This window comes from Actinomadura sp. K4S16 (assembly GCF_008327685.1).
Lineage (GTDB): Bacteria > Actinomycetota > Actinomycetes > Streptosporangiales > Streptosporangiaceae > Spirillospora.
Genome location: NZ_BDDE01000018.1, coordinates 26,104 through 38,142, shown reverse-complemented (window position 1 = coordinate 38,142; position 12,039 = coordinate 26,104). Strand labels below are relative to the sequence as shown.

Sequence of the window (12,039 nt, the reverse complement as noted above, 5' to 3'; positions counted from 1 at the left end):
CCGTCACAACGACGAAAACGGCACGTCAAGGCCTGCGAATGATGGCGCCGGACACGTCCCGTGCAGCAGGATGTGCCAAACGGTTCATACACTCGTCGGTAACTAACCGGCAGGTCACCTTTCCGCGCGAGGAGTGCCATGCTCAACCTGTCCGTGCTGCTGGAGGACGCCGCCCGGGAGACGCCCGACCGCGACGCGGTCGTGTTCGGCGATCTCCGGCTGTCCTACTCCTTCCTCGACCAGGTCGCGAACCAGGTCGCGAACCTGCTGCGCGAGCGCGGCATCGGGCCGGGCGACAAGGTGGCGCTCTCCAGCCCGAACCTCCCGTACTTCCCGATGGTGTACTTCGGGGTGCTCAAGGCGGGCGCGGTCGTCGTCCCGCTGAACGTGCTGCTCAAGCCGCGGGAGATCGCCTACCACCTCGGCGACTCCGGGGCCAAGGCGTTCTTCTGCTTCGAGGGGACGCCGGAGCTGCCCCTCGGCGAGATGGGGCGCGCCGGGTTCGAGCAGGCGGAGGGCTGCGAGCACCTCTTCCTGCTGCCCGCCGACCCGTCCGCCGCGGAGTCCCCGGTCGAGGGGGCCGAGCTGTTCTGGGCGGCGCTCGCCGGCAAGCCGGGCACCTTCGAGACGGCGCAGACCGGGCCGGGCGACACCGCCGTGATCATCTACACCAGCGGGACGACCGGGCAGCCGAAGGGCGCCGAGCTCACGCACAGCAACCTGCTGACGAACGCCATGGTGGACGACACGCTCTTCTACCGGACGCTGCACGACACGTCGCTGGTGACGCTGCCGCTGTTCCACATCTTCGGCCAGACCTGCGTGATGAACGTCGGCCTCTACCGGCGCGCGACACTCGTGATGCAGGCGCGGTTCGACGCCCGGCAGGCCGTCGAGCTGATGGTCAAGGAGAAGGTGAACATCTTCGCGGGCGTCCCGACGATGTACTGGGGGCTGCTGACCGACGAGACCTCCGACGAGGACATCGCGGCGATCCGGGAGAACCTGCGGGTCGCGGTGTCGGGCGGGTCGGCGCTGCCCATGGAGGTCCTCAAGGGCTTCAGGACGAAGTTCGGCGTGGACGTCCTGGAGGGCTACGGCCTCTCGGAGACGTCGCCGGTGGCCTCGTTCAACCGCCCGGACCGTCCGACCAAGCCCGGCTCGATCGGCCTGCCCGTGTGGGGCGTCGAGATGAAGCTGATCGACGACGACTGGAAGGAGATCGAGGGCGAGGGGCCCGGCGAGATCGCCATCCGGGGCCACAACATCATGAAGGGCTACTACGGCCGGCCCGAGGCGACCGAGGCCGCCATCAGGGACGGCTGGTTCCGCACCGGCGACGTGGCCCGCCGCGACGAGGACGGCTACTACTACATCATCGACCGTTCCAAGGACATGATCATCCGCGGCGGGTACAACGTGTACCCGCGGGAGCTGGAAGAGGTCCTGATGACCCACCCGGAGGTGTCGCTGGCCGCGGTGGTGGGCGTCCCGCACCCCTCGCACGGCGAGGAGGTCAAGGCGTACGTGATCCGCACCCCCGGCGCGACCGTCACCGAGGACGAGCTGGTCGCGTGGGGCAAGGAGCAGTTCGCGAACTACAAGTACCCGCGGATCGTCGAGTTCCGCGACGAGCTGCCGATGACCGCCACCGGCAAGATCCTCAAGCGCGAGCTGCGCTGACCGCGCGCGGGGCCCGGGGCCTCAGCGGACGCTGAGGTCCTGGGTCCCGACGACGCGCAGCAGTCTCATCGCCTCGTGCGAGGGCGTGCCCGGCGTGGTCGTGTAGAGGACGACCCGCTGGTCGCGTTCCGGCACGTAGAGGACGTCGCAGTGCATGTCCAGCTCGCCGACGACGGGATGCGTCATGCGCTTGCGGCTGCCCCGCCTGATCCCGACCTCGCCCTCGTCCCAGAGCCGGGCGAACAGCGCGCTGCGGCCGGCGACCTCGGCGACCAGCCCGGCGATGCCGGGGTCGCCCGGATACCGGCCGAACGCCGCCCGCAGGTCGGCCACCAGTCCGCGGGCGAACCGCGTCAGGTACTCGTCGGCGCCGTACCGCTCGATGTCGGAGCCGCCGAACAGCCAGCGGACGACGTTGCGCTCATGGGGCGCCATCGCTGCGAAGTCGGTCATGAGGGCCGCCGCGAGCGGGTTCCAGGCGATGATGTCCTGCCGGGCGTTCAGCACGTAGGCGGGCGTGTCGTCCAGCCGTTCGAGCAGGTGCACGATCCCTGGCGGGACGTCCTGCGAAGGGCCGCTCGGCGGTTCCGGCGCCTCACCGGCGAGGCCGTAGAGATAGGCGCGCTCATCGTCGGTCAGCCTCAGCGCGCGCGCCAGCGCCCCGAGGATCTGCCTGGACGGACGGGGCCCGCGCCCCTGCTCAAGGCGGATGTAGTAGTCCACCGACATCCCGGCCAGCTGCGCGACCTCTTCCCGCCGCAGACCGGGGGTCCGGCGGCGCGTCCCTCCCGGGAGCCCGACGTCCGAGGGCTGGATGCGGGCCCGCCGGGAACGCAGGAACGCCGCCATCTCCTGTCTGTCCATGTCCTCCAGCATGTCCGATACGGCGGAGCGGCGGCCGGGCCGAGGGTGGTACGGCCGATCCCAGCTTCGGGCGGTCTCTCCTCAGCCCGGACGCCGCCGGGAAACCTGGACGGCATGACGACACAGATCGCACTCATCACCGGAGCCAACAAGGGCATCGGCTTCGAGACCGCCCGCGTCATCGGCCGCGGCGGCGCCACGGTGCTGCTCGGGGCGCGCTCGGCCGAGCGCGGCGAGCCGGCCGCCGCCGCGCTCGCCGCGGAGGGGATCGACGCCCGGTTCGTCCGGCTGGACGTCACCGGCGCCGACACCGTCGAAGCCGCCGCCAAGTGGATCGACGCCGAGTTCGGGCGGCTCGACATCCTGGTCAACAACGCCGGGATCACCACGACGGGCGCCACCGGCTTCCCGCCGAGCCGCACGGCCGCGGACCTGGTCCGGACCGCGTTCGAGACCAACGTGTTCGGCGTCGTCGCGGTCACCAACGCGATGCTCCCGCTGCTGCGCCGCTCCCCCGCCGGGCGGATCGTCAACGTCTCCAGCGAACTCGGCTCGCTGACGTTGCACAGCGACCCGTCCAGCCCGGTGCACGGCGTCAACCTGCTGCCGTACAACGCGTCCAAGTCGGCGCTGAACGCCGTCACCGTCGCCTACGCCAAGGAGCTGGCCGGCACCTCGATCACGGTGAACGCCGCCACGCCCGGGTACTGCGCGACGGACCTCAACGGCCACGCCGGGCACCGGACCCCGGAGCAGGGGGCGTCCGTGATCGCCGGGGTGGCCCTCCTCGGCGACGGCGGCCCGACGGGCGCGTTCCTCGCCGAGGACGGCCCCCTGCCCTGGTAGTCCGGGCTCAGATCGAGTAGGGCAGGCGCTTGATCCCGTTGATGAAGTTGGACTCCAGCCGCTCGGGCTCGGCGGCCGCGCGGATCTCCGGCGTCCGGCGCAGCAGCTCGCGGAACATCACGGTGATCTCGCGCCTGGCCAGGTGCGCGCCGAGGCAGAAGTGCGGCCCGGGCCCGCCGAACCCGACGTGCTGCTTGTTGTCGCGCAGGATGTCGAACCGCTCCGGGTCGGTGAAGACCGACTCGTCCCGGTTGGCCGACCAGTAGTAGAGGACGAGCTTGTCGCCCTCCTTGATCTCGTGCTCGTTCAGCATGGTGTCGCGGGTGGCGGTCCGGCGCATCCAGATCACCGGCGAGACGTACCGGACGATCTCCTCGACCGCGCCGGGCATGCGGGCCTCGAAGTCCTCGACGAGCAGGGCCCGCTGGTCGGGGTGGCGGGTGAACAGGTCGAGGCCGTGCGCGATCGCGTTGCGGGTGGTCTCGTTGCCGGCGACGACCAGCAGGATGAAGAACGAGCCGAGCTCCTGGTCGGTCAGAGACTCGCCGTCGAGGTTGGCGTTCACCAGGGCGGAGGTGAGGTCGTCGGTGGGGTTCGCGCGGCGCTGCCGCCCGAGGTCCTCGACCAGGCCGCGGAGCGTCTCGCCGGCGCCGATCAGCGCCATCGCCATCTGCTCGGGGTCGTCGGACGGGATGAACTCGGCGTCGTTGCCCGCCAGGATGACGTTGGTGGCGTCGAGGACGGTCTGGTAGTGCTCCTCCTCGATGCCCATCATGTCGCAGATGATCTTCAGGGGGAGCCGGGCGGCGACGTCCGCCACGAAGTCGCCCGAGCCGCCGCCCGCCGCCACGTTCTCGACGATCTGGCCGGCGACCGCCTCGACCCGGTCCTCGAACCGCTGGATCATGCGGGGCGAGAACGCCCGGGACACGATCCGCCTGATCTTGGCGTGCCGGGGGTCGTCCATGCTGATCAGCGAGCCGAAGTACTCGTGCATGTCGCCCGGCATGTCCGGGATGCTGATGGCGCCCTTGCCGGAGCAGAAGTCCTGCGGGCGGCGGGACGCCTCCACGACGTCGGCGTGCCGGGTCAGCGGGTAGTACCCGGGGCCCTTGGGCACGATGACGACCTCGGGCTCCTCGAAGCGGATGAGGCCGGGGTGCCACCGCAGCGCCTTGAACGCCTCATGGCGGTAGTCGTGCGGCTTCCGCCAGAACTCCCAGTCCGTCAGGTTGATGTCCTCGACTTTGAGCACGCGCCCACCACCTCGTCAACGTCCGAACCCGATTCGGTTTACACGTACCCTCTCAAAGTAAAGAGGAAAGCGCACACTGATCGGCCGGGTGACGCGCCTCACATTAGCCTGCCGGGCCCGGCCCCCGCCCCGGGCCCGGCACGCGGTCACAGCCGCGTCCACGCCTCCTGGAGGACCGAGCGCAGGATCTGCTCGATCTCGTCGAAGTGCCCCTGGTCGCAGATCAGCGGCGGCGCGAGCTGGACGACCGGGTCGCCGCGGTCGTCGGCGCGGCAGTACAGGCCCGCCTCGTAGAGGGCCTTGTCGAGGAACCCGCGCAGCAGCCGCTCGGACTCCTCCTCGTCGAAGGTCTCGCGGGTGTCGCGGTCCTTCACGAGCTCGATGCCGTAGAAGTAGCCGTCGCCTCGGACGTCCCCGACGATCGGCAGGTCGCGCAGCCGCTCCAGCGTGCCCCGGAACGCGTCCCGGTTGCGCAGGACGTGCCCGTTCAGATCCTCGCGCTCGAACAGGTCGAGGTTGGCCAGCGACACCGCCGCCGCCACCGGATGCCCGCCGAAGGTGTAGCCGTGCGCGAACATCTCCGTCCCGCCCTTGAACGGCTCGAACAGGCGGTCGGCGACGAGCATCCCGCCGAGCGGCGCGTACCCGGAGGTCACGCCCTTGGCGAAGGTGATGATGTCGGGCGTGTAGCCGAACCGCTGCGCGCCGAACATCGTGCCGAGGCGTCCGAACGCGCAGATCACCTCGTCCGACACCAGCAGGACGTCGTGCCGGTCGCAGATCTCGCGGACGCGCTCGAAGTAGCCGGGCGGCGGCGGGAAGCAGCCGCCGGCGTTCTGCACCGGCTCCAGGAACACGGCGGCGACGGTGTCGGCGCCCTCGAACTCGATGGCCTCCTCGATCCGGTCGGCGGCCCACCGGCCGAAGGCCTCCGGGTCGTCGCGGTGCTCGGCGGCCCGGTAGATGTTGGTGTTGGGCACCCGGAAGCCGCTCGGCACCAGCGGCTCGTACGGCGCCTTCAGACCGGGCAGGCCGGTGATCGACAGCGCGCCGTGCGGGGTGCCGTGGTAGGCGACCGCGCGGCTGATCACCTTGTGCTTGGTCGGCTTGCCGGTGAGCTTGAAGTAGTGCTTGGCGAGCTTCCAGGCGCTCTCGACGGCGTCGCCGCCCCCGGTGGTGAAGAACACGCGGTCCAGCCCGGCGGGCGCGAGGCCGGCGAGCCGCTCGGCCAGCTCGACGGCCTTCGGGTGCGCGTAGGACCAGATCGGGAAGTAGGCCAGTTCGGCGGCCTGCTTGGCGGCGGCCTGCGCCAGCTCCTCGCGGCCGTGCCCGGCCTGCACGGTGAACAGCCCGGAGAGCCCGTCCAGGTAGCGGCGGCCCGCCGAGTCGTAGACGTAGGCGCCCTCGCCCCGGACGATCACCGGGATCTCGCCGCCGCCCTGGGACGCCGAGTGCCGCGAGAAGTGCATCCACAGATGGTCGCGCGCCGCCCTCTGCATCGCGTCGTGCTGCTGGCTGGTCACGTCCGGCTCCGTCATCACGTTTCCCTCGATGCGATCGATCCAGTTGCGCAGATGCTACGGGACTACGGATTCCGCTGTAAATACGTGGTGATACCTCGATATCCGAAGAGAGACACCCCCGGCGACCGTCGGTCGCGAAGCCGCGGGTACCGTTCGCCGCGAACCGAGGAGGCGGACATGGGCGACATCACGACCGGATCTGTCAGCGCGAACGGGCTCGACTTCGGCTATCTCACCGCCGGCCCCGACGACGGGCCCCTGGCGCTGCTGCTGCACGGCTTCCCCGACTCCCCGCACACCTGGCGGCACCTCATGCCGGAGCTGGCCGCCGCCGGATACCGCGCCGTGGCCCCCTTCATGCGCGGCTACGCCCCCACGTCCGTCCCCGAGGACGGCGCGTACCAGAGCGGCGCCCTCGCCGCCGACGCCGTCGCCCTGCACGAGGCGCTCGGCGGCGGCTCCGACGCGGTGCTCGTCGGCCACGACTGGGGCGCCTTCGCCGCCTACGGCGCGGCCGCCGCCGCCCCGGAGCGGTGGCGCAAGGCGGTCGCCATGTCCGTCCCGCCCCTCTCGGTGATGACGACCGCGTTCTTCGACTACGAGCAGCTCAAGCGCTCCTTCTACATCTTCGTCTTCCAGACGCCGCTGGCCGAGCTCGCCTTCGGCCGCGCGTTCGTCGAGGGGCTGTGGCGCGACTGGTCGCCGGACGACGGCCGCGACCGGTCCGGGGACGTCGACCGCGTCATGGAGTGCCTTGGCGCGCCCGCCAACGCCGCGGCGGCGATCGGGTACTACCGCGCGATGCTCGACCCGTCCCGGCACGTCGAGCGGTACGCGGCCGAGCAGGAGGCGACGACCCTCACCGGCGAGCGCCCCGTCCTCTACCTGCACGGCGCCGAGGACGGCTGCCTCGGCGCGGACGCGGTCGACCTCGACGCCGTCCTGGCGGCCCTCCCGCCGGGCTCGCGGGCGGAGCGGATCCCCGCGGCCGGCCACTTCCTCCAGCTCGACCGCCCCGCCGAGGTGAACGGGCACGTCCTCAGCTGGCTGGCGTCCTGATCAGGTCGGCCGCCTTCTCGCCGATCATGATCGCGGGGGCGTTGGTGTGGCCCCTGGTGATCTGCGGCAGGACCGACACGTCCGCGACGCGGAGCCCCTCGACGCCGCGGACGCGCAGGTCCGGGTCGACGACGGAGTCCTCGCCGGTGCCCATCCGGCACGTGCCGGTGGGGTGGTAGAGCGTCTCGGAGTGGCCCCGGACGTAGGCGGCCAGCGCCTCGTCGTCGTCCGCCCCCACGTAGGGGTCCATGACGTCGCCGACGTACGGCTTCAGCGCGTCTCCGGCCATCAGCTCCTCCGCGTGGCGGATGCCGTGCATCAGCCTGCGCAGGTCGCTCTCCCCGGACAGGTAGCCGGGGTCGATCACCGGCGGCGCGGCCGGGTCGGCGGAGGCGAGCGTGATGCGTCCGGACGACTCCGGCTGGAGCAGCACGACGCCGACCGTCACGCCGTGCTCGGTCGGCGGGGTGAGCCCGTGCGCGACGTACGGGGCCGGCGCGAAGATCAGTTCGAGGTCGGGGGCGTGCAGGGACGGGGCGCTCTTGGTGAAGACGACCGCCTCGCCCACGTTGGAGGTGAAGGGTCCGCGCCGCGCGAGCAGGTAGCGGGCGATGTTCGGCACCGACTCCGCCCCGGCGAGCGTGACCTTCCTGGGGCAGTGCCGGACGACGCCGGCCGACAGGTGGTCCTGGAGGTGGCGCCCGACCTCGGGAGACTCCACGACCGGCTCCACTCCGGCGCTCCGCAGGTGGTCGGGGTCACCGACGCCGGACAGCATCAGCAGATGCGGCGACCCGACCGCGCCCGCGGCCAGGACGACCTCGCGGCGGGCCGTGACGCGTCCGCCGCCGTACTCCACGCCGGTCGCGCGGCCGTCCTCGATCAAGATCTTCGACACCTGCGCGCCGGTCATGACGGTCAGGTTGGGGCGTTTGCGGGCCGGGCGCAGGTAGGCGTCGGCCGCGCTGCACCGCCTGCCGCGCCGCTGGCTGACCGGCGTGAGCGCGAACCCCTCGTTGGAGGGGCCGTTCAGCTCGGGCAGCCTGGTCAGGCCGGCGGCGGCGCACGCCTCCAGGAACGCCCGCGTCGCCTCGTTCGGGCTGCGCTGCTCGGAGATCGTGACGGGACCGGACGTCCCGTAGACGTCGCCCTTGTTGCTGCCGACGCGTCCCTCGACCCGCTTGAAGTACGGGACGACGTCCTCGTACGACCAGCCGGGGACGTCCCAGTCGTCGTAGTCGTCGTAGTGGCCGCGCACCCACATCATCGCGTTCAGCGAGGACGACCCGCCGAGCATCCTCCCCCGCGGCCAGTACAGCTCGCGCCCGTCCAGCCCGGGCTGCCGAGCGGTGCTGAAGTCCCAGTCGTACTCGGTCTTGAAGAGCTTCGGGAACGCCGCCGGGATGTGGATCTCGCCCTTGTCGTCCGGGCCGCCCGCCTCCAGCAGCGCGACCGTGACGGAGGCGTCCTCGGACAGCCGCGCGGCCAGAGCGCAGCCCGCGGACCCGGCGCCGACGATGACGTAGTCGTGTTCCATGAGGGCTCCCGCTCTCCACGGGCCGCGGCACCGGCCCGGTTCTTTCCCCAGGGCTTACCACCGCGCGGCCCGCCCGTCCATGCGTCGCGGAGCGGTTTCGGAAGTCGGCGCGCCGATGGAACCCGGATCGGGCGGACGGCGTCGATCCCGTGGACCTTTGATCACTCGGAGGAGGCGTGCGATGACCGGGTACCCGGCCGGATCAGTCGAACCGTACGAGCGCGGCGTGGAGGCCCGGCGCGACGGGAACCTCGCGGAGGCCGAGAAGCTGCTGAAGCAGGCGTTCGAAGCGGGGCATCCCGGCGGCGCCCACGAACTCGGCGGCATCGCGGCGCAACTCGGCGCCGACCGCGAGGCGGTGGCGTGGTGGCGGCGGGCCGCCGAGGCGGGGCTCCCCGAGAGCGCCTTCGAGCTCGGCTACGGCGCGGAGCGGGACGGCGATCTGGAGGCCGCCGAGCGCTGGTACCGGCAGGCGGCCGAGGGCGGCTTCTCCGGCGGCGCGCTGAACCTGGGCGTCCTGCTGGAGAAGAAGGGCGACGTCGCCGAGGCCATGGACTTCTTCCGCCGGGCCTGGGAGCTCGGCGAGGACAAGGCCGCGTACAACCTCGGCCGGCTGTACGACGACGACGGGAAGGGCGACCTCGAGGCGGCGGAGGCCTGGTACATCCGCGCCGCCGAGCGCGGCAACGGCGGCGCCGCGTTCAACCTGGGGTTCGTGCGGCAGGACAGGGGCGATGCCGCCGGGCAGCTCCAGGCGTGGCGGCAGTCCGCCGATCTCGGGTACCACAAGGCGGCCTTCTGCCTCGGCGACCACTTCCAGAAGGCGGGGGATGAGGACGCCGCCATCGGCTGGTTCCGCAGATCGGTGCAGGAGGCCGGCGTCGAGCACGCCGCCCGCAGGCTCGGCGACATCTACCGCGGCCGCGGCGACGAGCGCAGTGCCCGGTTCTGGTCGGAGTTCGTGAGCGGGCTCAGCTGCTACAGCCCGGAGTTCGAGGCGTTCGCCGCCGCGGGCTCGGCCGCGGCGATCCAGCGGCAGGACGTCCTCAACGCCGCCGTCGGGGACGGCGACATCGCCTTCGACCTCGACGCGCGCACCCTCACCTCGGGCGGACGCACCTTCCACGGCGTGACGTTCCTCGGCAGCTTCTCGCACGTGAGCGACACGTGGCTGTGGGCGTGGGCCAATCCGAACTACGAGAACGACGTGGCCGCCATCGTCCCGCTGGCCGCCGTCCGCGAGTACGGCGAGCGCCATGCCGTCCCCGAGCTGTCGGCGGGACGCCTGGACCTGTGCGACTTCCCCGACCCGCACCAGGCGGCGACCACCATGGTCATCGCCGCCGCCGCGCTGCTCGGCGGCAACGGCGTGCGGAGCTGCCGCGTGAACGACGGGCAGGGCTCGTTCTACTTCCACCTCGACGACCCGTCCCTGCCCGCGGCCGAGTTCGACCCGCTCTCGGCGACGCGCCTCCTGATGGCCGCCGCCGAGATCTTCCCCACCGAGCAGCGCCGCGTCGTCCGCGGCTTCCTCGCCCACCACGGGTGCCGGATCAGGGAGTCCGAGGAGGTCGTCGAGGGCATCGCCCCGCAGGGCGGCCAGGTGACGGTCGCCTTCACGCCCGACGGCCTCATCAAGGCCGCCAGCGCGGGCCACGCCGCCGGCTGACCGGTCCGGCCTCCGGCAGCGGCGGGCGAGGTCAGGCGGAGAAGCGGCGGAGCAGGACGGCCATGCGCTTGTCGTGGTGCTCGCGGTGCATGCGCCCGTCGCGCATCAGGGTGAGGAGGCCGTGCAGGCCGCTCCAGAAAGTCTCGGTGAGGACGTCCACGTCGTCCTCGCCCGCGAACGGCCGGACGGTCTCGCGCAGCTCGCCGAAGGCCTCCTGGAGCGGCGCCGGGGCCTCGGGGGTCGCGAACGGCAGGTCGACGGACCTGACGAACATCACGTCGTAGAGGGCGGGCCTGCGCTCCGCGAAGTCCGTGTAGGCCGCCGCGACGTTGGCCAGCGCCTCGGCGGGCTCGCGGGCCGCGGTGCGCGCCTGCCGCAGCTCGACCGCGAGCTCGGCGCAGCCCTCGACCGCGACCGCCGCCATGATGGCGCCCTTGCCCTTGAAGTGGCTGTAGAGGACGGGCTGGCTGTACTCGATCTCCGCGGCGAGCCGCCGCGTCGTCACCGCGTCCCACCCCTCGCTCTCGGCGAGCTCCCGCGCCGCCGTGATGATCAGCTTCTCGCGTTCCGCGCGCTCGCGCTCCTTGCGGCCCTGGATCGACATGACCGCGACTCTAGCACTGCTAGATATTCTGCTCATGCTCTGCTAGCGTCGATCTCGTTCCTAGCAGCGCTAGCAATGAGGAGACCTCCATGCTCACCCCCATCGCCTATGGCCTGGCCGTCGTGCTCGCCCTGTTCTGCGTCCTGATCGGCCTGCGATTCCTCACGGCCCCCGTGGCGTCGGCCGCCGGCTACGGGGTCCCCGCCAAGCCGGACGGCGACCGCGCCTACCTGGAGATCAAGGGGCTGCGCGACCTGACCTTCGGCGTCCTCGGCCTCGCCTTGATCGCTTTCGCGGGCGCGCACGCCGCGGGCTGGTACATGCTGACCGTGGCACTCGCGCCGCTCGGCGACACCCTCATCGTGCTGCGCTACGGCGGCCCGAAGGCCACCGCCTTCGGCGTCCACTTCGCCACCGCCGCGGCCGTGCTGGTGAGCGCGGCCCTCCTCTTCGCCGTCTGACCGTTCCGTTCCGGACAAGGAGCCCACCGCATGTCACTGATCTCACCGGACTTCGACGAATCTGTGATCGTCCGTGCCGCCGACGCCGAGGTCGTCGACCTCTCCCCCAGCGTCACCCGCCTGCTGGCCGACAGCAGCTCGACCGGCGGCGCCCTGTCCACCCACCGGGTGACCCTGGCCGGCGGCGCCAACGGGGCCCGACCGCACCGCCACGACGGATCCGCCGAGATGTTCTACATGCTGGACGGCGCCGCCCAACTGCTATCGGGCGAGCAGGTGGTCACCGCCGAACGCGGCGACCTCGTCATCGTGCCGCCCGGCCTGCCGCACGCCTTCGCCGCCGCCCCCGGGCACGACGCCGACATCCTCATCGTCATCACCCCGGGCGTCGAGCGGTTCGAGTACTTCCGCCACCTGGAGCGCATCGTCCACGGGAAGGTCCCGCCCGAGAGCCTGCTGGACGTCCAGGAGCTCTACGACACCTACTTCCTCAGCAGCGAGGCCTGGGAGAAGGCGCGCGGCTGACCGCCGGGCCCCG

Annotated in this window: 11 protein-coding genes; 6 read left to right on the top strand and 5 right to left on the bottom strand. The window is 71.7% G+C overall.

Annotated features, from left to right (window positions below; genetic code table 11):
• Positions 1-138 precede the first annotated feature (138 nt).
• Positions 139-1,683: a long-chain fatty acid--CoA ligase gene (locus K4S16_RS28280; RefSeq protein WP_149262099.1), complete on the top strand. Its 1,545-nt coding sequence runs from the start codon at positions 139-141 to the stop codon at positions 1,681-1,683.
• A gap of 21 nt (positions 1,684-1,704) precedes the next feature.
• Here K4S16_RS28280 and K4S16_RS28275 read toward each other — a convergent pair whose 3' ends face one another.
• On the bottom strand, positions 1,705-2,547 hold the full coding sequence (locus K4S16_RS28275; RefSeq protein ID WP_149262098.1) for a helix-turn-helix transcriptional regulator: 843 nt from the start codon (positions 2,545-2,547) through the stop codon (positions 1,705-1,707).
• Between the two features lie 114 nt (positions 2,548-2,661).
• Between K4S16_RS28275 and K4S16_RS28270 the strand changes: the two genes are divergently transcribed.
• Positions 2,662-3,393 (top strand): SDR family oxidoreductase, encoded by a 732-nt coding sequence (locus K4S16_RS28270; protein ID WP_149262097.1) that lies wholly within the window; start codon positions 2,662-2,664, stop codon positions 3,391-3,393.
• A gap of 7 nt (positions 3,394-3,400) precedes the next feature.
• Here K4S16_RS28270 and K4S16_RS28265 read toward each other — a convergent pair whose 3' ends face one another.
• Both K4S16_RS28265 and K4S16_RS28260 read right to left on the bottom strand, forming a co-directional pair.
• A complete protein-coding gene (locus K4S16_RS28265) occupies positions 3,401-4,648 on the bottom strand; it encodes a cytochrome P450 (protein ID WP_149262096.1) in 1,248 nt (415 codons plus the stop codon).
• Between the two features lie 146 nt (positions 4,649-4,794).
• Positions 4,795-6,186 carry an aspartate aminotransferase family protein gene (locus tag K4S16_RS28260; RefSeq protein WP_149262095.1) on the bottom strand — a complete coding sequence of 464 codons (1,392 nt, stop codon included), beginning with the start codon at positions 6,184-6,186 and terminating at the stop codon, positions 4,795-4,797.
• Between the two features lie 162 nt (positions 6,187-6,348).
• On the opposite strand from K4S16_RS28260, the gene K4S16_RS28255 reads away from it, so the two are divergent.
• Positions 6,349-7,230, top strand: coding sequence for an alpha/beta fold hydrolase (locus K4S16_RS28255; RefSeq protein WP_149262094.1), 882 nt, complete (start codon positions 6,349-6,351; stop codon positions 7,228-7,230).
• Here K4S16_RS28255 and K4S16_RS28250 read toward each other — a convergent pair.
• Positions 7,211-8,767: a GMC family oxidoreductase gene (locus K4S16_RS28250; RefSeq protein WP_149262093.1), complete on the bottom strand. Its 1,557-nt coding sequence runs from the start codon at positions 8,765-8,767 to the stop codon at positions 7,211-7,213. The two genes, K4S16_RS28255 and K4S16_RS28250, sit on opposite strands and share 20 nt — an antisense overlap.
• Positions 8,768-8,948: 181 nt before the next feature.
• Here K4S16_RS28250 and K4S16_RS28245 point away from each other — a divergent pair, with 181 nt between their 5' ends.
• A complete protein-coding gene (locus tag K4S16_RS28245; RefSeq protein ID WP_160161062.1) occupies positions 8,949-10,436 on the top strand; it encodes a tetratricopeptide repeat protein in 1,488 nt (495 codons plus the stop codon).
• A 31-nt stretch (positions 10,437-10,467) separates the two neighbouring features.
• Here the strand turns inward: K4S16_RS28245 and K4S16_RS28240 are convergent, their stop codons facing one another.
• Positions 10,468-11,040: a TetR/AcrR family transcriptional regulator gene (locus K4S16_RS28240; protein WP_149262091.1), complete on the bottom strand. Its 573-nt coding sequence runs from the start codon at positions 11,038-11,040 to the stop codon at positions 10,468-10,470.
• 89 nt (positions 11,041-11,129) lie between these two features.
• Between K4S16_RS28240 and K4S16_RS28235 the strand changes: the two genes are divergently transcribed.
• Together K4S16_RS28235 and K4S16_RS28230 are read left to right on the top strand one after the other, a co-directional pair.
• Positions 11,130-11,501, top strand: a complete 372-nt coding sequence (locus K4S16_RS28235) for a DUF4267 domain-containing protein (protein ID WP_149262090.1) — start codon at positions 11,130-11,132, stop codon at positions 11,499-11,501.
• Positions 11,502-11,531: 30 nt separating this feature from the next.
• The gene (locus K4S16_RS28230; protein WP_149262089.1) at positions 11,532-12,026 is read left to right on the top strand and encodes a cupin domain-containing protein; all 495 of its coding nucleotides are present in this window, start codon (positions 11,532-11,534) and stop codon (positions 12,024-12,026) included.
• Positions 12,027-12,039 lie beyond the last annotated feature (13 nt).

Coding starts and splice junctions, on each gene's coding strand:
- K4S16_RS28280 (WP_149262099.1), top strand. CDS start 139: ATGCTCAACCTGTCCGTGCTGCTGGAGGACGCCGCCCGGGAGACGCCC.
- K4S16_RS28275 (WP_149262098.1), bottom strand. CDS start 2,547: ATGGACAGACAGGAGATGGCGGCGTTCCTGCGTTCCCGGCGGGCCCGC.
- K4S16_RS28270 (WP_149262097.1), top strand. CDS start 2,662: ATGACGACACAGATCGCACTCATCACCGGAGCCAACAAGGGCATCGGC.
- K4S16_RS28260 (WP_149262095.1), bottom strand. CDS start 6,186: ATGACGGAGCCGGACGTGACCAGCCAGCAGCACGACGCGATGCAGAGG.
- K4S16_RS28255 (WP_149262094.1), top strand. CDS start 6,349: ATGGGCGACATCACGACCGGATCTGTCAGCGCGAACGGGCTCGACTTC.
- K4S16_RS28250 (WP_149262093.1), bottom strand. CDS start 8,767: ATGGAACACGACTACGTCATCGTCGGCGCCGGGTCCGCGGGCTGCGCT.
- K4S16_RS28245 (WP_160161062.1), top strand. CDS start 8,949: ATGACCGGGTACCCGGCCGGATCAGTCGAACCGTACGAGCGCGGCGTG.
- K4S16_RS28240 (WP_149262091.1), bottom strand. CDS start 11,040: ATGTCGATCCAGGGCCGCAAGGAGCGCGAGCGCGCGGAACGCGAGAAG.
- K4S16_RS28235 (WP_149262090.1), top strand. CDS start 11,130: ATGCTCACCCCCATCGCCTATGGCCTGGCCGTCGTGCTCGCCCTGTTC.
- K4S16_RS28230 (WP_149262089.1), top strand. CDS start 11,532: ATGTCACTGATCTCACCGGACTTCGACGAATCTGTGATCGTCCGTGCC.